This window comes from Oerskovia paurometabola, from assembly GCF_016907365.1.
Taxonomy (GTDB): domain Bacteria; phylum Actinomycetota; class Actinomycetes; order Actinomycetales; family Cellulomonadaceae; genus Oerskovia; species Oerskovia paurometabola.
Window position 1 is genome coordinate 3056405 of record NZ_JAFBBV010000001.1, and the last position, 21792, is coordinate 3078196.

Annotated in this window: 18 protein-coding genes; 6 read left to right on the plus strand and 12 right to left on the minus strand. The window is 71.5% G+C overall.

The annotated features are described in order from the left end of the window. Positions 1-142 precede the first annotated feature (142 nt). The 4 genes from JOD48_RS13910 to JOD48_RS13925 all read right to left on the minus strand — a co-directional run bounded on the left by JOD48_RS13910 (position 143) and on the right by JOD48_RS13925 (position 6035). A complete protein-coding gene (locus JOD48_RS13910) occupies positions 143-1990 on the minus strand; it encodes an ABC transporter family substrate-binding protein (RefSeq protein WP_204809560.1) in 1848 nt (615 codons plus the stop codon). A 332-nt stretch (positions 1991-2322) separates the two neighbouring features. Beyond that, entirely contained in the window at positions 2323-3408 is a 1086-nt protein-coding gene (gene ychF / locus JOD48_RS13915) for a redox-regulated ATPase YchF (RefSeq protein WP_191788795.1), read from the minus strand. 162 nt (positions 3409-3570) lie between these two features. Then, entirely contained in the window at positions 3571-5157 is a 1587-nt protein-coding gene (locus JOD48_RS13920) for a hypothetical protein (RefSeq protein WP_204809561.1), read from the minus strand. Continuing rightward, the gene (locus tag JOD48_RS13925) at positions 5139-6035 is read right to left on the minus strand and encodes an ABC transporter ATP-binding protein (RefSeq protein WP_191788793.1); all 897 of its coding nucleotides are present in this window, start codon (positions 6033-6035) and stop codon (positions 5139-5141) included. The genes JOD48_RS13920 and JOD48_RS13925 overlap by 19 nt, the downstream gene beginning before the upstream one ends. A 164-nt stretch (positions 6036-6199) precedes the next feature. Between JOD48_RS13925 and JOD48_RS13930 the strand changes: the two genes are divergently transcribed. Next, complete coding sequence (locus JOD48_RS13930; protein WP_191788792.1) at positions 6200-7801, plus strand: DNA recombination protein RmuC; 1602 nt, start codon at positions 6200-6202, stop codon at positions 7799-7801. A gap of 67 nt (positions 7802-7868) precedes the next feature. On the opposite strand, the gene JOD48_RS13935 is transcribed toward JOD48_RS13930, so the two are convergent. Next, positions 7869-8888 (minus strand): 4-hydroxy-3-methylbut-2-enyl diphosphate reductase, encoded by a 1020-nt coding sequence (locus tag JOD48_RS13935; RefSeq protein ID WP_204809562.1) that lies wholly within the window; start codon positions 8886-8888, stop codon positions 7869-7871. 171 nt (positions 8889-9059) lie between these two features. Between JOD48_RS13935 and xseA the strand changes: the two genes are divergently transcribed. Together xseA and JOD48_RS13945 are read left to right on the plus strand one after the other, a co-directional pair. Beyond that, positions 9060-10346 carry an exodeoxyribonuclease VII large subunit gene (xseA, locus tag JOD48_RS13940; RefSeq protein WP_204809563.1) on the plus strand — a complete coding sequence of 429 codons (1287 nt, stop codon included), beginning with the start codon at positions 9060-9062 and terminating at the stop codon, positions 10344-10346. A 93-nt stretch (positions 10347-10439) separates the two neighbouring features. Beyond that, complete coding sequence (locus tag JOD48_RS13945; protein WP_191788789.1) at positions 10440-10709, plus strand: exodeoxyribonuclease VII small subunit; 270 nt, start codon at positions 10440-10442, stop codon at positions 10707-10709. A 16-nt stretch (positions 10710-10725) separates the two neighbouring features. On the opposite strand, the gene JOD48_RS13950 is transcribed toward JOD48_RS13945, so the two are convergent. The 4 genes from JOD48_RS13950 to JOD48_RS13965 form a co-directional block, all read right to left on the minus strand. Further along, positions 10726-11994 carry an ABC transporter ATP-binding protein gene (locus JOD48_RS13950; protein WP_191788788.1) on the minus strand — a complete coding sequence of 423 codons (1269 nt, stop codon included), beginning with the start codon at positions 11992-11994 and terminating at the stop codon, positions 10726-10728. 142 nt (positions 11995-12136) lie between these two features. Continuing rightward, positions 12137-12991, minus strand: a complete 855-nt coding sequence (locus JOD48_RS13955) for a carbohydrate ABC transporter permease (protein WP_191788787.1) — start codon at positions 12989-12991, stop codon at positions 12137-12139. Beyond that, positions 12988-13917: a carbohydrate ABC transporter permease gene (locus JOD48_RS13960; protein WP_225226531.1), complete on the minus strand. Its 930-nt coding sequence runs from the start codon at positions 13915-13917 to the stop codon at positions 12988-12990. Before JOD48_RS13960 ends, JOD48_RS13955 begins: the two co-directional genes overlap by 4 nt. A gap of 65 nt (positions 13918-13982) precedes the next feature. Continuing rightward, entirely contained in the window at positions 13983-15278 is a 1296-nt protein-coding gene (locus JOD48_RS13965; protein ID WP_307824160.1) for an extracellular solute-binding protein, read from the minus strand. Positions 15279-15487: 209 nt separating this feature from the next. Between JOD48_RS13965 and JOD48_RS13970 the strand changes: the two genes are divergently transcribed. Both JOD48_RS13970 and JOD48_RS13975 read left to right on the plus strand, forming a co-directional pair. Continuing rightward, on the plus strand, positions 15488-16165 hold the full coding sequence (locus tag JOD48_RS13970; protein WP_275581462.1) for a carbonic anhydrase: 678 nt from the start codon (positions 15488-15490) through the stop codon (positions 16163-16165). A 103-nt stretch (positions 16166-16268) separates the two neighbouring features. Continuing rightward, positions 16269-17678 carry a class II fumarate hydratase gene (locus JOD48_RS13975; RefSeq protein WP_204809565.1) on the plus strand — a complete coding sequence of 470 codons (1410 nt, stop codon included), beginning with the start codon at positions 16269-16271 and terminating at the stop codon, positions 17676-17678. A 114-nt stretch (positions 17679-17792) separates the two neighbouring features. Here JOD48_RS13975 and JOD48_RS20195 read toward each other — a convergent pair whose 3' ends face one another. Together JOD48_RS20195 and JOD48_RS19590 are read right to left on the minus strand one after the other, a co-directional pair. Next, positions 17793-18302, minus strand: coding sequence for a VanZ family protein (locus JOD48_RS20195; RefSeq protein ID WP_191788784.1), 510 nt, complete (start codon positions 18300-18302; stop codon positions 17793-17795). 102 nt (positions 18303-18404) lie between these two features. Beyond that, the gene (locus JOD48_RS19590) at positions 18405-18893 is read right to left on the minus strand and encodes a MarR family winged helix-turn-helix transcriptional regulator (protein WP_191788783.1); all 489 of its coding nucleotides are present in this window, start codon (positions 18891-18893) and stop codon (positions 18405-18407) included. 73 nt (positions 18894-18966) lie between these two features. Between JOD48_RS19590 and JOD48_RS13990 the strand changes: the two genes are divergently transcribed. Continuing rightward, positions 18967-20343 carry an FUSC family protein gene (locus JOD48_RS13990; RefSeq protein ID WP_204809566.1) on the plus strand — a complete coding sequence of 459 codons (1377 nt, stop codon included), beginning with the start codon at positions 18967-18969 and terminating at the stop codon, positions 20341-20343. 73 nt (positions 20344-20416) lie between these two features. Here JOD48_RS13990 and phoH2 read toward each other — a convergent pair whose 3' ends face one another. After that, positions 20417-21676: an RNA 5'-3' helicase PhoH2 gene (gene phoH2 / locus JOD48_RS13995; RefSeq protein ID WP_239527992.1), complete on the minus strand. Its 1260-nt coding sequence runs from the start codon at positions 21674-21676 to the stop codon at positions 20417-20419. Between the last annotated feature and the right edge of the window lie 116 nt (positions 21677-21792).

Genomic DNA, 21792 nt, shown 5'->3' on the forward strand with positions numbered 1-21792 from the left:
GCGTGTGCAGGCACGCGCGAGGGCGCCGGATGGGTGCTTCCGGCGCCCTCTCGTCGTCTCCGACCGAGGAGATCTTACGCGCTCGCGGGGAGGGGATCACACCCTCCCCGCGAGCGACTCGTCTCACCTGACGGAGTCGGTACTACTTGCTGGCCTCGGCGTTGCCGGTCGTCCAGTCCCAGAACCCGTAGAAGATGCCCGGGGCGATCGTGAGCGGCTTGACGCCCGAGATCTTGGACTCGTTCCAGGCGGTGACGCCCGGGAACTGGAAGATGGTCACGCCGAACGCGTCGTCGACGAGGTGCTTCTCGACGTCGCCGAGGATGCGGGTCTGCTCGGCCGGGTCGGTCTCGGTCTGCAGCTCGTCGAACAGCGCGTCGACCTCAGGGTTGGAGTACCCGTAGTGGTTGTTCGTCGCGCCGGTGCGGTAGTTCGCGTCCGACTCGGTCACGGCGGTCGAGGTCGACTGCCAGCCGAAGAGCGCCGCGTCGTAGAACGACTTCGCGCTGCTCAGGTCCGTGCCCCAGTCGGTCTGGACCTGGTACGGCGTGACCGTGAAGCCGGCCAGCGCGGCCGACTCGGTGATGAGCTGCGACTGGTTGACACGACGCGTGTTGTTGGGGTCGAACAGCAGGCGGACGGAGACGGGCGAGGTGACGCCGGCCTCGGCCAGGAGCGCCTTGGCGCCCTCGATGTCGACCTGGTCGTACTGCGACTGGCCGTTCGCCGCGACGATGTCGTCGTAGGCGGGCGAGCCGGGGACCGTGGTGTACGAGTTGCGGATCTCGGCGTCCGGGTTCAGCGGCTTGATCAGGTTGTCGATGATCTGCTGGCGCGGGACCGTCTTGAGGAACGCCTGGCGGACCTTCTTGGCCTTCTCGGCGTCGCCACCGTAGGTGACCGGGTCGAAGGGTCCACCGTTGGAGAACTGCAGGTCGACGTGCTCGTACGTGCCCTCGGTCGCGGACTCGACCTGGACGCCGTCGAGAGCACCGACCGCGGAGAGGATGTCAGCCGTGGACTGCGGGTTGATGAGGTCGACCTCACCGTTCTGCAGTGCCTGGACCTGGCCCATCGGGTCGCCGTTGTAGCGGATGGTGACCTGGTCGATGCCGGCCTTGTGCTCGCCCTTGTACGACTCGTTGGCCTTCAGCGTGACGTACTGGTCCTTGACGAAGTCCGTCATGACGTACGCGCCGCTCGAGAGGTAGAGGTTCTCGTCGTCGGGGAGCTCGGTGTAGTTGAAGTCCTTGTTCCAGACGTTCGCGATCTTCTGCAGGCTCGCGATGTCACCGTCCTGGATGGCCTTCACGACGGCGTCGCTCGCCTCGGCAGCGTCCTCGATGCCGAGCGCGCGCTGGCCCACGACGTGTGCCGGGAGGTTCGGGGCGATCGCCGTCTCCCAGTCCGCGAAGGGCTTGGAGTAGGTGAACGTGATCGAGTCGTCCTCGATGACGGGGACGTCGGTCACGAGCGAGATGCCCGGGGACGAGGCGTCGAAGTAGACGCCGGCGTCGACGGCCTCCTGGTTCGTGACCTCGCCGGTCTCCTCGTCGTACTCCGGCTCGACGTTGTTGTACTTACCGGTCTGGGCGACCCACTCGAGGAGGAGGTCGGCGGGGCCGGCCGCGACGCCGTCGGACCAGCCGGCGGTGTCCGCGTAGGTGTACTTGATCGTCAGCGGGTCGTCGGAGACCTTCTCGTACGTGCCGTACGACTCGTCCGGAACCAGGTTCAGGTCCTCGTCGTAGTAGTTGAAGCCGGCGCGCATGAGGTAGAGCACGACGTTGTTCGCCGTGGCGTTACCGGTCATGGAGTTGCCGTTGTACGAGTAGAACGGCTGGTTCCACGCGATGTTGACGCTCTCGCTGTCGTTGATGCCTGCGCCGTCTTCGCTGTTGCCGTCGCCGGACCCACCGGCGCACGCGGAGAGCGCCAGTGCGCTCGCCGCCACGGCTGCGACAGCCGCAGACTTCCGTGAGATCTTCAATGTTCCTCCTCAAGGGGATGGTGGGTTCCCCGTCGACGTGCCCCGCAGCAGCACTGCGCGCGGAGCTCGGCGACACTCGCGGGAGACCCACCATTGGTTTGGGGCAACGGTACCGACCAAGATGGGCGACTTCACCCGGTTGCACCTTTCGAGCGGCCGATCGTTACCGAGTTGATACTGGCCGGTACGGTGCTGTTTCCCATTCGATACCCGGAGAAACCGGTACGTAACGGACCGGAAACACAGGACGGGCGCCCCCTGCGTCTCACGATGCGGCGGCGCCCGTCCCATAACCGGCGAATGTGGCAGACCTCATAGCGGCCCGCCAGGGGTCAGACGTTGAAGCGGAACTCCACCACGTCGCCGTCGACCATCACGTAGTCCTTGCCCTCGATGCGGGCCTTGCCGGCCGCCCGGGCCGCCGCCACGGAGCCCGTCTCGACGAGGTCGTCGAACGAGATCACCTCGGCCTTGATGAAGCCACGCTCGAAGTCGGTGTGGATGACCCCGGCCGCCTGCGGCGCGGTCCACCCCTTGCGGATGGTCCAGGCGCGCGACTCCTTGGGCCCGGCCGTGAGATAGGTCTGCAGGCCGAGCGTGTCGAACCCGACGCGCGCGAGCTGGTCGAGACCGGACTCCTCCTGGCCCGTCTCCGCGAGCATCTCGGCCGCCTCCTCGGGCTCGAGCTCGACGAGCTCGGACTCGAACTTGGCGTCGAGGAAGATCGCCTGCGCGGGCGCGACGAGCGCGCGCAGCTCGGCCTTGCGCTCCTCGTCCACGAGGCCCGCGTCGTCGGTGTTGAAGACGTAGATGAACGGCTTGGCCGTCATGAGCTGAAGGCTCGCGATCTCGGCCAGGTCCAGCCCGGCGGCCTTCGCGCCCTGGAACAGGGTGATGCCCTGCTCGAGCAGGGTCTGCGCCTTCTGGGCCGCGGCGAGCAGGACGGGGTCGCCCTTCTTGATCTTGACCTCCTTCTCGAGGCGCGGGAGCGCCTTCTCGAGGGTCTGGAGGTCCGCGAGGATCAGCTCGGTGCTGATGGTCTCGATGTCGTCCGCCGAGTCCGTCGACCCCTCGACGCGGATCACGTCGGGGTCGTCGAACGCGCGGGTCACCTGGCAGATCGCGTCCGCCTCACGGATGTTCGCGAGGAACTTGTTGCCGAGCCCCTCCCCCTCGCTCGCACCCTTGACGATGCCCGCGATGTCCACGAAGGACACGGTCGCGGGCAGGATGCGCTCACTGCCGAAGATCTCCGCGAGCTTGTTCAGCCGCGGGTCCGGGAGGGACACGACGCCGACGTTCGGCTCGATCGTCGCGAACGGGTAGTTCGCCGCGAGGACCTGGTTGCGCGTCAGGGCGTTGAAGAGGGTGGACTTGCCGACGTTGGGCAGGCCGACGATGCCGATAGTTAGAGCCACGGGGCCTGAGTCTACGCCGAGCGACCGTGCGCGCCGCTCGCGCCGGAGCAGGCGGCCGAACGGCCGGACGGCCCGACGGCGCCGCTCGCGCCGGGCGACCACGTGCACTGCTGCACGGGCGCACCTGGGCGAGCGGCGCCGTCGGGCCGCTGCGGGGACCGCCTACTTGTAGCTCATGACCTGCTGGAGGAGCTCCGGGCCGCGCTGGTCGACCAGGCGGCCGCCCCAGCGCATGCCCACCACGAGGAAGACCACCCCGAGGCCGACGCCCACGACCAGCGCGAGCCAGCCCCAGACCGCCGCCCCCGTCAGGACGTTCGTGAGCGCCAGCCCCGCGGCCGGCAGGCACAGCGCCGTGAGGACCAGCATCGTGATCATCTGGGCGACCAGCGTCGCCATCGCGGCGCCCTGGGGAGACTTGAACGGGCTGTCCCCCGGCTTCGGTACCGGGTAGAGCAGGCGCGCCGAGACCACGCTCGACACGCCCAGCCCCGCACCGAGCACACCCAGGCTCAGCCCGATCGTGGCGACCAGGAGGTCCCAGCGCCCCGTGAACGCGACCGAGCCCACCGCGAAGACCAGCACGACCGGCACCCCGATGACCGCGGCCGCGACCACACGGCCCGCGCGGTCCGCGAACCCGCTCACGCCCGACGACACCTGGGTCCAGAACGCCGTGTGGTCGTACGCGACGTCCGCCGAGATCGCGAACCCGAACGTGAAGGCCGTGACCGGGCCCAGCACGAGCATGAGCTCGACGAACCCGTCGCCGCCGTCGGCCCGCATGCTCGACCCGACGAACCACAGCAGGACCGGGAGCAGCGGGACCACGGCGATCGAACCCGAGTAGCGCGGGTCCCGGAACCAGTACGTCAGGCAGCGTGCCGCCACGGCTCCCACGGGCGTCGCGGGGAAACGGTCGAACCAGCCGAGCCCCTTGGACTTGCCGGCCGAGGCGCCGCCGTGCGGCGCGACCAGGGCCTTGGCGAGCGCGCGGTCCCACACGACCCACGCCGCGACCAGGACGACCACCGCGATGGCGAGCCGCACGAGCGCGAGGCCCCAGGCGCCGTCGGACACCGCGGACGCGACCGCCCACGGCGCACCGAACGGCGTCCACCCCAGGACGTCCGCGATGACCGGCAGCACCTCCTGGCCGCGAGCGATCGCCGACGTCGCCCAGCCGATGATCGGCCCGGCGAGCATGAGCGGCACGAACGCCGCGATCGACAGGACCTCGCGGTAGCGCCGCGAGTCGAGCAGCGGGGCGAGCGCGGTCGTCGTCGCACGGGACCCGACGACGCACAGCGCGACCGCGAGCAGCGCGCCCACGAGCGCGGCCACGGCCGCGAGCGGCGAACGCCACCACGCGAGCGCCGTCCCGGCCGAGGCGACGAGCGTCACGATCCCCGGGATGCCCACGAGACCCGCGACCGCGAGCCCCGCGAGGAGCTGACGCTGCGGCACCGCGAACGTCACGAAGCGCTGCGGGTCGAGCGTCGCGTCCACGCCGAACGCGAACAGCGGCACGATCCACCACGCGAGCACGACGACCGAGCCGACGATCGTGATGATCTGGCCCGCCACCTCGGGGGCCGTGGTGCCCAGGACCGTCAGGCCGACCAGGGCCATCGAGATGACGCCCAGCCCGTAGAGGATGCCGAGGACCAGCCCCACCGTCTGCCACACGCTCTTCTTGAGCGTGTTGCGCAGGAGGGTGAGCTTGAGCCTTACGAGGTGCGCAACCACGACAGCCCCTCCGTCGTGTGACGCCCGCCCACGAGGTCCACGAAACGGTCCTCCAGGCTCTGGCCCGCGCGGACCTCGTCCACGGTGCCGGCCGCGAGCACGTGCCCGCCCGCGATGACCGCGACGTGGTCGCACATGCGCTGGACCAGGTCCATGACGTGCGAGGACACGATGACCGTGCCGCCGCTCGCGACGTAGCCGTTGAGGATCTCGCGGATGTTGGCCGCGGAGACCGGGTCGACGGCCTCGAACGGCTCGTCGAGCACGAGCAGGTTCGGGGCGTGGATCAGCGCCGAGGCCAGTGCGATCTTCTTGGTCATGCCCGCCGAGTAGTCGACCACGAACGTGTTCGCGTCGGCCGCCAGGCCCAGGGCCTCGAGCAGGTCCGCGGTGCGCTCGGCGACCGTCTCGCGGTCCATGCCGCGCAGCAGGCCCGCGTACGTGATGAGCTGCGCGCCCGTGAGCCGGTCGAACAGGCGCACGCCGTCCGGGAGGATGCCCAGCAGACGCTTGCCCTCGAGCGGGTTCGCCCACAGGTCCAGGCCGTGCACGTGGACCGAGCCGAAGTCCGGGCGCAGCAGACCCGTGGCCATCGACAGCGCGGTCGTCTTGCCCGCGCCGTTGGGGCCGACGAGCCCGTAGAACGAGCCGGCGGGGACGTCGAGGTCGATGCCCGCCACGGCGATCTTCTCGCCGAACTTCTTCCACAGCCCGCGCACCGACAGCGCGGGGGCCGTGCCCGCCGCGTCGGTCGGGGGCGTGGGCGTCGCAGGGGCGAGCACGGGCGCGGCGGTCTGCAGGCCAGGCGCTGCGGGTGCTGCCGGGGCGGTGTCGTCGACGGGTGGGAACTGGTCGCGGGGCTCAGGATCGTGGGCCATACGGACAAACCTAGTGGAGCCGGACGGCCTCTCCCCAGGAGATATGTCACGTCTTTCCAGGTGGGAGCCGGATTCACCCGTGCGGGCGGTCGCGCGAGGACCTCCGACGCGCCCGACGACGCAGCTCCCCGTCCCGTGTGGGTACCACCTGGCAGAGTGCGGGCATGGACAACGCCCTGCCGTGGCTCATGCTCGTCGTCGGACTCCTCGTGGGAGCCCTCCTGGGCTGGCTCGCGCGCCGCACCTCCCCCGACTCCGGGCGCGCCGAGATCGGCCGGCTCACCGGGCTCCTGACCCAGGCCCAGCAGGAGGCCGCGCGCGGCGCGGGCCTCGCCGAGCGCCTCGCCGCAGAGCGTGAAGGGTTCGAGCGTCAGCTCCGGACCGAGCGCGAGGCGTTCGGTCGCCAGCTCGCGGGCACCGAGCGCGCCGCGGACGAGCGCTTCGACATCGAGCGCGCCAACCACGAGCGGGCGATCGAGGAGCTGCGCGCCGGTTCCGAGAAGCGGCTCGCAGAGATCCGCGGCGACCAGGCCCGGCTCGAGGCCCAGTTCGAGGCCCTCGCGCGCAAGGCGCTCGCGAACAGCTCCGAGCAGTTCCTCACGCAGGCCGAGGAGCGCTTCAAGCGCAGCCAGCAGGTCGGGGAGGCCGAGCTCGCCAAGCGCGAGCAGGCCGTGCAGCAGCTCGTCGAGCCCCTCAGCAAGGCCCTCGACCAGGTCAAGGCCGAGGTCTCCGCCGCAGAGCAGGCGCGCCGCGAGGCCCACGGCACGCTCGCCGAGCAGGTCCGCGGCATGCGCCACGACTCCGAGGCACTGCGCGCCGAGACCGCCCAGCTCGTGACCGCGCTGCGCTCCTCGCAGGTCCGCGGCGCCTGGGGCGAGCTCCAGCTGCGCCGCGTCGTCGAGGCCGCGGGCATGATCCCCCACGTCGACTTCATGGAGCAGGACCAGGTCAGCACCGACGACGGTGCGCTGCGCCCCGACATGGTCATCAAGCTCGCAGGCGGCAAGAACATCGTGGTCGACGCCAAGGTCGCCTTCCTCGGCTACCTCGACGCGCAGCAGACCACCGACCCCCGTGTCCGGGAGGAACGGCTCGCCGCGCACGCACGCCACTTCCGCAAGCACATCGACGACCTCGCGGGCAAGCGGTACTGGGACCAGTTCAGCCCCGCGCCGGAGTTCGTCGTCATGTTCGTCCCCGCCGAGTCGTTCCTGTCGGCCGCGATCGAGCAGGACCCCTCGATCCTGGAGTACGCGGTCGCGAAGAACGTCATCATCGCGGCCCCCATGACCATGATCGCTCTGCTGCGGACCGTCGCCTACGCCTGGCGGCAGGACGCGCTCGCCGCGAACGCCCAGCAGGTCCTCACGCTCGGCAAGGAGCTCCACGGGCGCCTCGCCGTCATGGGCACCCACCTCGCCAAGCTCGGCCGGTCGATCCAGGGAGCCGCCGAGTCGTACAACAAGACCGTCGCGTCCCTCGAGACGCGCGTGCTCGTGAGCGCGCGCCGGTTCGCCGACCTCAACGTCGTCGACGAGGACCTCGAGACCCCCGCCGCGGCCAACCCGCAGCTCAGCGCGGTGAGCGCCCCCGAGCTCCTCGCCTCGGTCCACGAGAGCTTCGTCGCGATCGACGAGATCCCGGGGTCGCGCGCAGGCGCCGCTCCGGCGGATGACGACGAGCAGGGCCCGCTCGACGCCGGGATGCTCGGGACCATCAACGCCCCCGGGCGGCACGAACGCGACCGGGGAGCGGACGCGTCCTGACGTGACGACGGACGAGGCCCGTCCCGGAGCATCCGGGACGGGCCTCGTGCACGTCAGCGAGCCGGCGTCAGACGGGCTCGACCGAGAGCGCCGTGCGGTTCTCGCGACGCGGGCGCGCAGGCGCGTTGCCCGCGGCCTTGAGGTCCGCGCGCAGCTCCTTGGGGAGCGAGAACATGAGGTCCTCGGTCGCGGTGCGCACCTCCTGCACGTCGCCGTAGCCGCGCTCGGCCAGGTACGCCAGGACGTCGTTCACGAGGATCTCCGGGACCGAGGCCCCCGAGGTCACACCGACGGTCGTCACGCCCTCGAGCCACGACTCGTCCATCTCCTGTGCGCGGTCGATGCGGTACGACGCGTCCGCGCCGGCGCCCAGGGCGACCTCGACGAGACGCACCGAGTTCGACGAGTTCGCCGACCCGACCACGATCACGAGCTCGCACGCGGGCGCGAGCTTCTTCACCGCGACCTGACGGTTCTGCGTCGCGTAGCAGATGTCGTCCGACGGCGGGTTCTGCAGCGTCGGGAACCGTTCGCGCAGGCGGTCGACCGTCTCCATGGTCTCGTCGACCGACAGCGTCGTCTGCGAGATCCACACGACCTTCTCCGGGTCGCGGACCGTGACGTTCGCGGCGTCGTCGGGCGAGTTGACGATCTGGACGTGGTCCGGGGCCTCGCCTGCGGTGCCCTCGACCTCCTCGTGGCCCTCGTGGCCGATCAGCAGGATGTCGTAGTCGTCCGCCGCGAAGCGCACGGCCTCCTTGTGCACCTTGGTGACCAGGGGGCACGTCGCGTCGATCGTCTGGAGGTTGCGCTGGGCGGCCGCCTCGTGGACCGCGGGCGAGACGCCGTGCGCCGAGAACACGACGCGCGCGCCCTCGGGCACCTCGTCGGTCTCGTCGACGAAGATCGCGCCCTTGTCGCTCAGCGACTCGACGACGTACTTGTTGTGCACGATCTCCTTGCGGACGTACACGGGGGCACCGTAGTGCTCGAGCGCCTTCTCGACCGCGATCACCGCACGGTCGACGCCCGCGCAGTAGCCGCGGGGGGCGGCGAGGAGGACACGCTTACCAGTCGGGGAAGTCACGCCACAAGTCTAGGTGACGGGTCTGCGGCGCTCGGCCTGGCGGCCGGGTCCGGGCAGGCTCCGGGCCATGTCCTGGCAGCAACTCCACAGGATCCCCACGGGTCCGCCGGCCAAGACCGGCGGGTGCGTGCGGGATCGGCGCCTGTCACACCCATGAGGCAGGCTTGACCCGTGACCGACCGACCCGCCGACCCCACCGGCCCCCCGGCCTCCCCGGTACAGCCGCCCGCACAGCCGACCGCGCTCCCCGTCCGGGCCCTCGACACGAGCGCCGAGCACCCCTGGCCCGTCCGGCTCCTGTCGAGCAAGATCACCGCGTACATCGACAAGATGTCGCCGGTCTGGGTCGAGGGGCAGGTCGTGCAGCTCAACCGTCGTCCCGGCGCCTCGATGGCCTTCCTCACGCTCCGTGACACGGACGCCGACATGTCCCTCCCGGTCGCCGCGATGGCCCGGGTCTTCGACGCAGCGAGCACGCCGCTCGCCGAGGGAGCGCACGTCGTCGTCCACGCCAAGCCCGTGTTCTGGCCCAAGCGCGGTTCGTTCCAGCTCCAGGCGAGCGAGGTCCGCACGGTCGGGATCGGCGAGCTCCTGGCCCGGATCGAGCACCTCAAGCGCATCCTCGCGGCCGAGGGCCTGTTCGACGCGGACCGCAAGGTCCCGCTCCCGTTCCTGCCCGCTGTCGTGGGCCTCGTGTGCGGCCGCGAGTCCAAGGCCGAGCACGACGTCGTCGTCAACGCCCGCGCGCGCTGGCCCCAGGTGCGCTTCGAGATCCGCGAGGTCGCGGTGCAGGGCGCGAGCGCGGTCTCGCAGGTGAGCGCCGCGATCGCCGAGCTCGACGCGCGACCCGACGTCGACGTGATCGTGGTCGCGCGCGGCGGTGGCGCGGTCGAGGACCTCCTGCCGTTCAGCAACGAGGCGCTCGTCCGGGCGGCGGCTGCGTGCCGCACTCCCCTGGTCAGCGCGATCGGCCACGAGACCGACACCCCGCTCCTCGACCTGGTCGCGGACTACCGCGCCTCGACGCCCACGGACGCGGCCAAGCGCATCGTGCCCGACGTGGGCGAGGAGCGTGCGCGCGTGCTGCAGGCCCGGTCACGGATCCGGGCCGCGATCACGCACCAGCTCCAGCGTGAGCAGTCGCGTCTCGACAGCGCGCGCTCTCGTCCGGTCCTCGCGGCCCCCGAGACCATGATCTCCACACGCGAGCAGCAGGTGCTCGCGGCCCGGGACCGGGCCCGCCGCTCGCTCGACGCGATCCTGCTCCGCGCGCACGGCGAGGTCGACCGCCTCGCGGCCCAGGTGCGCGCGCTGTCCCCCGCGTCGACGCTCGAACGGGGCTACGCCGTCGTGCACGGACCCGACGGCGGGATCGTCCGGTCCCCCGAGGACGTGAGCCCCGGCGACGCCCTGCACGTGCGCCTCGCGAGCGGCGCGATCGACGCGACCGTGCGCTGACCCGATCCCTCCGGCCGGGCCGGGCCCAGCGCTCCCAGCCCACCGTCCCACTCTCCGACGCCCCAGACCCTCAGCCCAGGAAGGCCCTGCACCATGAGCAGCACCACCCCGCCCCCCGCCGACGTCGCAGCGCTCACGTACGAGCAGGCGCGCGACGAGCTGGTCCAGGTCGTGTCCCGCCTCGAGGCCGGCGGCGAACCGCTCGAGGCCTCGCTCGCCCTGTGGGAGCGCGGCGAGGCCCTCGCGGCCCGGTGCCAGCAGTGGCTCGACGGCGCACGTGAACGTCTTGCGTCGGCCCGGGCGGCAGACGGCGCCCCGACCACCTCGGTCGACGCGCAGGACGCCGGCACCGAGGACGACTGACCGGGACGCCCGGGGGTCACGCGCTCTTGCGCGCCTGACCCTCGGACTGCGCCTGAGCCCGTTCGAGCGAGGCGCGCCGGTCCTCCTCGTTCTCCTTGTCGAGCCGGTCCACCTCGTCCTGGTCGTGCGTGAGGTTCTCGCCCGTCTCGGGGTCGAAGACCATCATCTTGTCCGGGTCGAACCAGAGCTCGGTCGTGTCGCCGTCGCGCACGCGGGACGCCGAGTTGAGCGCGACGACGAACTGGGTGCGCAGTCCTTCGCCGTCGAGCTCACGGTCGAGCTCCTCGAGCTGGGCCGCGACCGAGGCGTGCATCTCGAACGGCACGTAGGCGTAGAGCTCGGCGCCGAGCCACTCGGTCACGTCGATCTGCGCGTCGAACGTCCGCCCCCGGTCCTTCTTGGTCGGGTCGACGAGGCGCGCGTCCTCGAAGTGCTCGGGGCGCAGCCCCACGATCACGAGCTCGCGCCCCCCGATCGCCGAGACGATCCGCTCGGGCAGCTCGAACGTGCCGAAGGGCAGCTCCATGCTGCTCCCGGAGACCTCGCCCGGCAGGAAGTTCATGGGCGGGGACCCGATGAACCCCGCGACGAACAGGTTGACGGGCTGCTCGTACAGCGCGCGCGGGCTCGCGATCTGCTGGAGCTCGCCCTTGCGCAGGACGGCGACGCGGTCGCCGAGCGTCATGGCCTCGGTCTGGTCGTGCGTCACGTAGACCGTCGTGGTCGCGAGGCGTCGCTGGAGGCGCGCGATCTCGGTGCGCATCTGCCCGCGCAGCTTGGCGTCGAGGTTGGACAGGGGCTCGTCGAACAGGAACGCCTTGGCGTCGCGCACGATCGCCCGACCCATCGCGACGCGCTGGCGCTGCCCGCCGGACAGGTTGGCGGGCTTGCGGTCGAGGTGCTCGTTCAGGTCGAGGAGGTCGGCCGCGTGCTCGACCTTCTCGCGGATCTCGGCGTCGGTGAACTTGCCCTTGGTCAGGCGCAGCGGGAACGCGATGTTCTCGGCGACCGTCAGGTGCGGGTAGAGCGCGTAGTTCTGGAAGACCATCGCGAGGTCGCGGTCGCGCGGGGCCTTCTCGTTGACACGCTCGCCGTCGATCAGCAGGTCGCCCGAGGTGATGTCCTCGAGGCCGACGATCATGCGCAGCAGCGTCGACTTCCCGCAGCCCGAGGGGCCGACGAGGATCACGAACTCGCCGTCCGCGATGTCGATGCTGACGCCTTTGACGGCGGGGAACCCGTCGCCGTACTTCTTGACGATGTTCTTGAGGGTGATGGAGGCCATCAGCTCTCTCCTCGGTCGGGGGACGGGCGGCGAAGGTTTCGGGGGCGGGGCCGGAGCCCAGGCCAAGGTGCGGGCCCGGGCCCGTACGCGCGGGCGCCCTGCCCGCACGGGGTGGGCGGCGCCGTCGGGCGGAACGTGGCGCTCATCCCTTGACCGCCCCCTGCGTCAGGCCGGAGACGATCTGGCGCTGGAACAGCACCACGAGGATCACCACGGGGATGGTCACGACCACGGCCGCAGCCGAGATGGCACCGGTGGGCTCCTCGAAGTACGACGCGCCCGTGAAGAACGCCAGGGCCGCCGGCACGGGCCGGGCCGCGCTCGTGGACGTGAGCGAGATGCCGTAGATGAAGTCGTTCCACGCGATGAAGAACGCGATGAGCGCCGTGGTGAACACGCCCGGCGCGGCGAGCGGCACGATGACCTTGCGGAACGCCTGCCACGGCGTGGCGCCGTCGACCTGCGCGGCCTGCTCGAGCTCCCACGGGATCTGGCGGAAGAACGCCGCGAGGGTCCAGATGGAGATCGGGAGCGTCAGCGACAGGTACGGGATGATCAGGCCGAGCCACGTGTCGTACAGGCCGATGTTGCGCCACAGGTTGAACAGGGGCGTGACGATCGAGACCACGGGGAAGATCGAGACGCCCAGCGCGGTCGTGAGGATCAGGCGCTTGCCCGGGAAGTTCAGGCGCGCGATCGCGTACGCGGCGAGCGTCGCGAGGACGACCGCGATCGCGGTCGCGATGAGCGAGATGCCGACCGAGTTGCGCAGCGCCGACAGGAACAGCTCCTGCGCCGAGCCGCCCGAGGACAGGATCTGCTCGTAGTTGTCGGTGCTCCACTGCGGCGGCAGGAACGTGCCGGAGTTGAGGTCGCTCGGTCCCTTGAAGCTCGTCATGAGGATCGACAGGACCGGGAACAGCGCCCCCACGAGGACGACGACCGTGATGACGGCCCACCACACGCGGGCCCGGGTGCTCAGGACGCTACCCATCATCGCTCCCCTCTCGCGCCGGCCAGATCCACCTTGAACAGCTTGATCGCGACGAAGCAGATCCCGATCACGCACAGGAACAGCAGCACGGAGATCGCCGAGCCCATGCCGATCTGGAGCTGCCCGATCGAGGTCCGGTAGGCCAGCAAGGACAGCACCTCCGTGTTGTTCGCGCCGTTGGTCATGATGAAGACGTTGTCGAAGATGCGGAACGCGTCGAGCGCGCGGAACAGGACGGCGACCATGATCGCGGCCTTCATGTTGGGCACGATCACGCGCGAGAAGCGCTGCCAGGCCGTGGCGCCGTCGACCTTCGCGGCCTCCTCGAGCTCGCCCGGGACCTGAGCGAGGCCCGCGAGCAGCAGGAGCGAGATGAACGGCGTGGTCTTCCACACCTCGGACGCGATGATGACGAACAGGCTCGTGCCCTGGTGGGCGAACCAGTTGAGGTCCGGCCCGATCCCGGGGACCCAGTCGAACCAGCTGTTGACGTACCCGGAGGTGATGTCGAACGCGTAGAACCACGCGAACGCCGAGACCACGGTGATGATGCCGTAGGGCACGAGGATCGCGGTGCGCAGGAGCCCGCGCAGGCGCTTGATCGCGCGGTGCATGACGAGCGCGAGCGCGAAGCCCAGGACGAGCTCGACGACCACGGACACGACCATGATGAAGAACGTCACGGCGAAGTCGCGCCACCAGACGGGGTCGGTGAGGATCACGACGTAGTTGCCGAGGCCCACGAACGAGCGGTCGTCGGGGGCCGTGAGCTTGTAGTTGAACAGCGAGTCGTAGACGGCCTGGAGGATCGGGTAGAGCGTCACGGCCAGCATGACGACGAACGCGGGTCCCGCGAGGTACCAGCCGAGCCGCGCCTCGGCCCGGGCCCGGTCGCTGCGCGCGGCCTTGGCCTTCTTGTCGGGAGTCAGGTCGGGCGCGGGGTCCGGCTCGGGCCTGGACGGCTGGGCGGGGTGGGCGCCCCGGGTGTCGGTGCTCACAGCAGTCGCTCCCCTCGCAGGACGGCGGTGATGAAGTCGGTCGACTTCACGGGCGTGCCGTCCTCGGTCACGCTCGCGGGCGGGTACCACGTCTGCTGGAGGCCCGTGGAGACCTCGTTGTAGAACGGCGTCTGCGGCCGGGGCGCGGCCTGTTCGAGCGACTGCCGGATCACGTCGTACATGGGGTAGGCCTCCTGCACGGCGGGGTCGTCGTAGGCCGCGGTGTTCGCCGCGGGGTTCCCGTCGGACACGAAGTAGGCGGCCTGGTTCTCGGCGCTCACGATGCACTGCGCGGCCTCGTAGGACAGGTCGGTGTGCTCGCTGAACGCCCCGACGCCGAGGCTGATGCCGCCGTAGGGCGGGCGCGTGTCCTGCCCTTCGACCACCTGCGGGTACGTCGTCCAGCCGATGTCGTCGAGCAGGGACTGCTCGAGCGAGCCCGCCTCGACGCCGCTCAGGGTCGAGGACCACACGAACGGCCAGTTGACCATGAACGAGCCCTTGTCCCCCTGGAAGAGGGTCAGCGACGCGGACTCGTCCTCGCTCGGCAGGCCCGGGCCGCCGAGGCCCGAGCTCCCGATCTCGCCGATGATCCGCGCGGCGGCGCGGCCTGCGTCGGTCTCCAGGCCGAGCGTGAGCTCGTCGGCGGGGGCCTCGGGGTTCTCGAGGATCTGCCCGCCGGCGGACTCGACGAGCGCGTTGATCCACACGGTCAGCGACTCGGCCTTGGCACCCTGCACCGCGAGGTACTTGTCCTGGTCCTGCGCCGCGGTCATGATCTGGTCCCACGTCACGGGCTGCGTGAGGTCGAGCCCCGCCGCCTCGGCGACGGACTTGCGGTACCAGAGGAGCTGCGTGTTGGCCCAGAACGGGATCGCGACGAGCTCGTCCTTCCACGTCGAGCCGTCGATCGCGCCCTGCACGACGTCCTGGGTCGTCGCGGTCGCGACGTCGTCGGGCACGGGGGCGAGGAAGCCCGCCTCGGCGAGCTCGGGGATGAACGGCGGGTCGAGGCTCATGAGGTCGATCGACGAGTCCTTGGCCGCGAGGCGGCGCGCGAGCTGTTCGCGCTGGGCCGCGGCGTCGCGCGGCAGCAGCGAGGTCTCGATGCTGTACGCGCCGCCCGAGGCGTCGCTGCAGGACGCTGCGATCTCGGCCTGCCCCCCGTTGTCCGGGTTGATGTACCAGGTGAGCACGGGTGGGCCGGAGCCCTCCCCGGTGCTGCACGCGGCGAGCGGCACGATCGTCGCGACGGCCAGCGCCGCGGCGAGTGCCCGGGTGCGTCGGTGCACGGTCTCCCCTTCTTCCAACGAGCGCATCGCTGCGCCCGTCCTCGGTTGGTTCCTCCTTCTAGGGGTACCCGGTTCCGGGACGTCTCGCCACGCGAGCGACATTTCCACCGTGCCCGACGGCGCCGCTCGCCCGGGTGCGCACGTGCGGGTGTCCAGGGAGGTGGTCAGATCGTGAACGCTGCGCACGGCACGGTCCGAGGTGAGCGAACATGGAGGTTGTGACGACGACGAGCAGCACCCCCGAGACCACCTCCATGACCCCTGCCGAGGCCTGGGCCCAGCTCCGCGACGGCAACGGGCGCTTCGTGCGGGACGAGATGGAGCACCCGTCGCAGGGCGCCGCGCGTCGCGCCGAGGTGAGCGTGGCCCAGCACCCCCACACGGTGATCTTCGGCTGCGCGGACTCGCGCGTCGCGGCCGAGATCATCTTCGACCAGGGGCTCGGTGACGTGTTCGTCGTGCGGACCGCGGGTCACGTCCTGGACACCACGGTGATCGGGTCGATCGAGTACGGGGTCAACATCCTCGGCACGCCGCTCGTGGTCGTGCTCGGCCACGACAGCTGCGGTGCGATCGCGGCGGCCGCCCACACGCTGGCGACGGGCGAGCAGGCAGACGGGTTCGTCCGCGCGGTCGTCGACCGGGTCATCCCCTCGATCGTCAACATCACGAGCAGCAAGGGTGGCGTGTCCGCCGTCGACCCCGACACGCTGCGTCGTGAGCACGTGCGCCACACCGTGGACATGCTGCACGGCTACTCCGCGGCGCTCGCCGACGCGGTCGCCGAGGGACGGCTCGCGATCGTCGGCGTCGAGTACACGCTCGCGGACGGCCGTGCCCGGCTGGTCGAGGTCGTGGGCGAGGTCGGCGACACCCCGGACGTGTGAGTCCCGGGTCCCGCCTGCGGGCGGGACCTGCCCGACGCTCCGCTCGCGGGTCGTGGACGGACCGGTTCGAGAACACCCGTCCCGGTGCGGCACCATTAGGCCCATGACTTCTGCCGAAGCTTCCGACTACCGCATCGAGCACGACACCATGGGTGAGGTCCGCGTCCCCGCGGCCGCCCTCTACCGCGCGCAGACGCAGCGCGCCGTGGAGAACTTCCCGCTGTCGGGCACTCCTCTCGAGCGCAGCCACATCGAGGCCCTCGCTCGCGTCAAGAAGGCCGCCGCGCGCGCGAACGCCGAGCTGGGGGTGCTCGACGAGGACGTCGCGGCCGCCATCGTGGCCGCCGCCGACGAGGTCGCCTCGGGCGCCCACGACGCCCACTTCCCGATCGACATCTTCCAGACGGGCTCCGGCACGTCGTCGAACATGAACACCAACGAGGTCCTCGCGACGCTCGCGACGCGCTCGCTGGGCCGCGAGGTCCACCCGAACGACCACGTCAACGCCTCGCAGTCGTCGAACGACGTCTTCCCGACGTCGGTGCACCTGGCCGCGACCGCGGGCGTCGTGCACGACCTGGTCCCGGCCCTGACGCACCTCGCGGAGGCCCTCGAGGCCAAGGCGGCCGAGTTCGCGACGGTCGTGAAGTCGGGTCGCACGCACCTCATGGACGCGACCCCCGTCACGCTCGGCCAGGAGTTCGGCGGGTACGCCGCGGCCATGCGCTACGGGATCGAGCGTCTGCAGTCGGCGCTCCCCCGCGCGGCCGAGGTGCCCCTGGGCGGGACGGCCGTCGGCACGGGCATCAACACCCCGGCCGGCTTCCCGCAGCGGGTCATCGCGCTGCTGGTCGAGGACACGGGCCTGCCGCTGACCGAGGCGCGCGACCACTTCGAGGCGCAGAGCTCGCGTGACGGGCTCGTCGAGCTCTCGGGCGCGCTGCGCACCATCGCGGTCTCGATCACGAAGATCTGCAACGACCTGCGCTGGATGGGCTCTGGCCCCAACACGGGCCTGGGCGAGATCTTCATCCCCGACCTGCAGCCCGGTTCGTCGATCATGCCGGGCAAGGTCAACCCGGTCGTGCCCGAGGCCGTCCTCATGATCGCCGCGCGCGTGATCGGCAACGACGCGACCGTGGCCTGGGCCGGCGCGTCGGGGAGCTTCGAGCTCAACGTGCAGATCCCCGTCATCGCCCTCGGTGTGCTCGAGTCGATCCGCCTGCTCTCGAACGCGTCGGTCGTCCTCGCGGACAAGACGGTCGTGGGCATCACGGCCAACGTCGAGCGTGCGCGTGCGCTCGCGGAGTCCTCGCCGTCGATCGTCACGCCGCTCAACCGCGTGATCGGCTACGAGGCGGCGGCCAAGGTCGCCAAGCACTCGGTCAAGCAGGGCCTCACGGTCCGCGAGGCCGTGATCGACCTGGGCTTCGTCGAGCGCGGCGAGGTCACCGAGGAGCAGCTCGACACGGCGCTCGACGTCCTGTCGATGACGCGCCCGCCGCAGGCGTGACCGTTCGCTGAGGCTCCTGCCCCAGAGGGCGGCGCCTCAGGAGGAACGACGAACGGCGTGGGCCGGGTGCTTGTCACCCGGCCCACGCCGTTCGTCGTTCCGGGCAGCTGAGCGCTACTCGGCCCCGTGGTTCGCGACGAGCTCCTGCGCGGGCGAACGTCGGGCGGCCCAGATCGCGGCACCGGCCAGGACGGTACCGATCGCGGCACCGATCGAGTTGGTGAGCCAGTCGTTCGTGTCGCACGAGCGACCGAGCGCGGGGGCCAGCGCCTGCACCAGCTCGACCGCGGCGGAGCCCGCGACGCCGCCGAGGAACGCGACCAGCGGGCGGCGGCTCGCGATCGCAGCGAGCAGGACGGGCGGCACGAAGAGGATGACGTTGGCCATGAGCTCGACGCGGCCGAACGTGGGCAGCGCCCAGGCGACGGCGCACCGTTCGACGATCTCCCGACCGGACGGGACGAGCGTGAGCAGCACGATCGGCACGAGCGAGATCCCGAACAGGACCCACGCGACGTGTGGGCGCCCGTACAGCCACCTGCCTGCGACCGGGCCGGCGATCACGAGCAGAGCGAGGACCGCCGGGGAGAACCACGGGTACTGGACCAGGAGGGTGGAGATCACGGTGCGAGGACGCTTTCAGCCGAGTCGGGTACGAGCGCCCCACCGTAGCCCGCCACCGCGATGCCACCGGCGACGCGCTCCGTCCTTCGGGGCCCCACCGGCTCAGTAGTCGACCGGGTCCACTCGTCTCAGCACGATCGCGAGCAGCTCGCCGAGGCGTTCCCGCTGGTCGTCGGTGAGCCCGTCGAGCGCCGCACGTTCGCGGTCGAGCTGGGCGGGGAAGAGCTCGTCGACGAGCCGTTCGCCCTCCTCGGTCAGCGAGAGCAGCACCCCGCGCCGGTCGCGCTCGACCACGGTCCGCTCGACCAGCCCCTCGCGCTGGAGGTGGTCGAGCCGCTTGGTGATCGAGGCGCCGGGCGCGCGCGTGATGGTCGTGACCTCGCGGGCCCGCAGGGGGCGTCCCGCGCGACGGAGCGCGGCGAGGACCTCGAACTCGGGCCGGGTCAGGGAGCGTTGCGCGAGGGCCGCGTCGCTCGACTCGGCCAGGAGCGCCGCGATGCGCGTGATCCTGCCGATCGAGTCGACGGGCGAGAAGTCGACGTCGGGCAGCCGCTCGACCCACTGCGCCCGCAGGCGCTCCACGTAGTCCACGGGGCCAGCCTAGGGCCTCGCTCCAAATAGTTCACATGTGAAACATCTACGAACGAGGCGTATCCTGGACGGGATGCCACCCTCCCCGCCCCTCGCTCCCCCGTCCACACCCACGACCACGGCGCCCCAGCAGGCACCGACGACCCGGCCGACGACGACCGCCCACCGCTCGCAGGTCCGCACCGCCGCGCGCGAGGTCCTCGACCCCGCGCACCTGCGCGCCGCCCTGCGGCTCACCTCGGTCGACGCGACGCTCGTCGCCGCCCTGCTGTGCGGGGCGAGCGTGGCGATCACGCTCGTGATCGCCGCGACGAGCGGCCATCAGGACCTCGCAGGCTTCGCCGCCCTCGGCGCCCTGACCTCGCTGTACGGGCGCTTCGACCCGTACCGGCGCCGCGCCGCGCTGCTCGCGTCGGTCGGCGCGATCATGGTCGGCTCGATCCTGCTCACGACGGCGGTCGCCGCGGCCGGCGCCCCGACCTGGGTCGCGCTCGCGGTCGTCGCGCTGCTCGCGGGCGGCATGACCGCGCTGTGCCAGCTGCTGCGCACGGGCCCGCCGGGCGCCACGATCGTCGTCTTCGCGGCCGGTGCGGGTCTGGCAGGAGCGCCCACGTTCGCCGACCTCGCACCCCGGGGGCTCGCCGGGCTCCTGGGCGTCGGCGTCGCCTGGGTCGTGTGCGTCGCGGGATTCGTGCTCCGGCCGAGCGGCCCGGCGCGGCTCGCCGTGCGTCGCGCGACCCTCGCCGCCGAGGCCGCAGCCCTCGCGCCCGACGACCGCAGCGCCGTCGGGCGGGCGCGCGACGCCGTGGCCCTCGCGCGGACCGTCCTCGCCGACGACGCGTCGCACCGCCGCACGCGCGCGACCGCGCTGCGCCTCGCCGACGAACTCTCGGGGGCCGCCGGGACGCCCGCCGACCTGCCACCTCGCCTGAGCCTGCGCGCGACCGCGCGCGAGTCCCTCGCGGGAGCGGGCTGGCGGCTGCGCTCGGTGCGCGTGACGCTCGCGGCCGCCGCCGCGGCGGTGGTCGCGCACGTCGCAGGGTTCGGGCACCCGGCCTGGGCCGCGATGGGTGCGACCGCGACGCTCCAGGGCACGACGACGCAGCACGCCGTGGTCCGTGCGCTCCAGCGGGCCCTCGGCACGGTCGCGGGCGCCCTGATCGCGTGGCCGCTGCTCGACCTGCACCTCGGCTTCTGGGCGACCGCAGCCCTCGTCGTGGGACTGCAGGTCGTCACCGAGATCGTCGTCGGGCGCCACTACGGCCTCGCGATGCTGACCATCACGCCCATGGCCCTGCTCATGACCTCGCTCGGCGGGTCGAGCGAGGGCATCGCGCTCGACCGGGCCCTCGACACGGCGGTGGGCGCGGTCGTCGGCGTCCTCGCGGTCGTGCTGGTCCACGCCCGGCGCCGCCCAGCGCGACGGGACGCCGCGTCGGCCGCGGCCTGAGCGGCAGGGCGACCGCTCGTGACCCCGGTCCCCGAGGGCCGGGGCCACGACACGGGCCCGGAGCGCCCGGTCCTCAGACCTCGATGCTCTCCAGCATCTCGGTCACGAGCGCCGCGACGGGCGAGCGCTCGGACCGCGTCAGGGTCACGTGCGCGAACAGCGGGTGCCCCTTGAGCGCCTCGATCACGGCCGCGACACCGTCGTGGCGCCCCACGCGCAGGTTGTCGCGCTGGGCGACGTCGTGCGTGAGGACCACGCGGGAGGACTGGCCGATGCGCGAGAGCACCGTGAGCAGGACGTTCCGCTCGAGGGACTGGGCCTCGTCGACGATGACGAACGCGTCGTGGAGCGAGCGCCCGCGGATGTGGGTCAGGGGCAGGACCTCCAGGACGTCGCGGTCCACGACCTCGTCCATGACGTCCTTGGACACGAGCGCGCCCAGGGTGTCGAACACCGCCTGCGCCCACGGGTTCATCTTCTCGGCCTCGGAGCCGGGCAGGTAACCGAGCTCCTGGCCGCCCACGGCGTACAGGGGGCGGAAGACCATGATCTTGCGGTGCTGCCGCTTCTCCAGCACCGCTTCGAGGCCCGCGCACAGCGCGAGCGCCGACTTGCCCGTCCCGGCCCGGCCACCGAGCGACACGATCCCGATCTCCTCGTCGAGCAGCAGGTCGATCGCGATGCGCTGCTCGGCCGAGCGGCCGTGCACGCCGAACACGTCCTGGTCCCCCCGGACGAGCTGCACGTGCTTGTCGGCCGTGACCCGTCCGAGCGCCGAGCCCCGTGGCGAGTGGATCACGAGCCCCGAGTGGACCAGGAGCGGCTCGGCGGCCGCGACAGCGGCCGGGTCGAGGCCCGAGAGCTCGACCGACTCGTGCTCCCACAGGTCGGCCATCTGCTCGTCGCTCACATCGATCTCGCCCATGCCCGTCCAGCCCGAGTCGATCGCGAGCTCGGCCCGGTACTCCTCGGCGCGCAACCCCACCGCGGAGGCCTTGACCCGCATGGGCAGGTCCTTGGACACCACGGTCACGTCGCAGCCCTCGCTCGCGAGGTTGGCCGCGACCGACAGGATGCGTGTGTCGTTGTCGCCCAGGCGGAACCCGGCGGGGAGCACCGCCGGGTCCGTGTGGTTGAGCTCGACGCGCAGCGTCCCGCCGACCGCGCCGACGGGCAGCGGGGCGTCGAGGCGACCGTGCTTGACCCGCAGGTCGTCGAGCATGCGCAGCGCGCTGCGGGCGAAGTACCCGAGCTCGGCGTGGTGGCGCTTGGCCTCGAGCTCGGTGATGACGACGACGGGGAGGACGACGTCGTGCTCGGCGAAGCGGAGCATCGCTCGCGGGTCGGACAGGAGCACGGACGTGTCGATGACGAAGGTGCGACGACCCGCACAGCTCGCGGGGTCGGGGCTCGTCGGGTCAGGGGACGCGACGCCCGTGACGTCGGGTG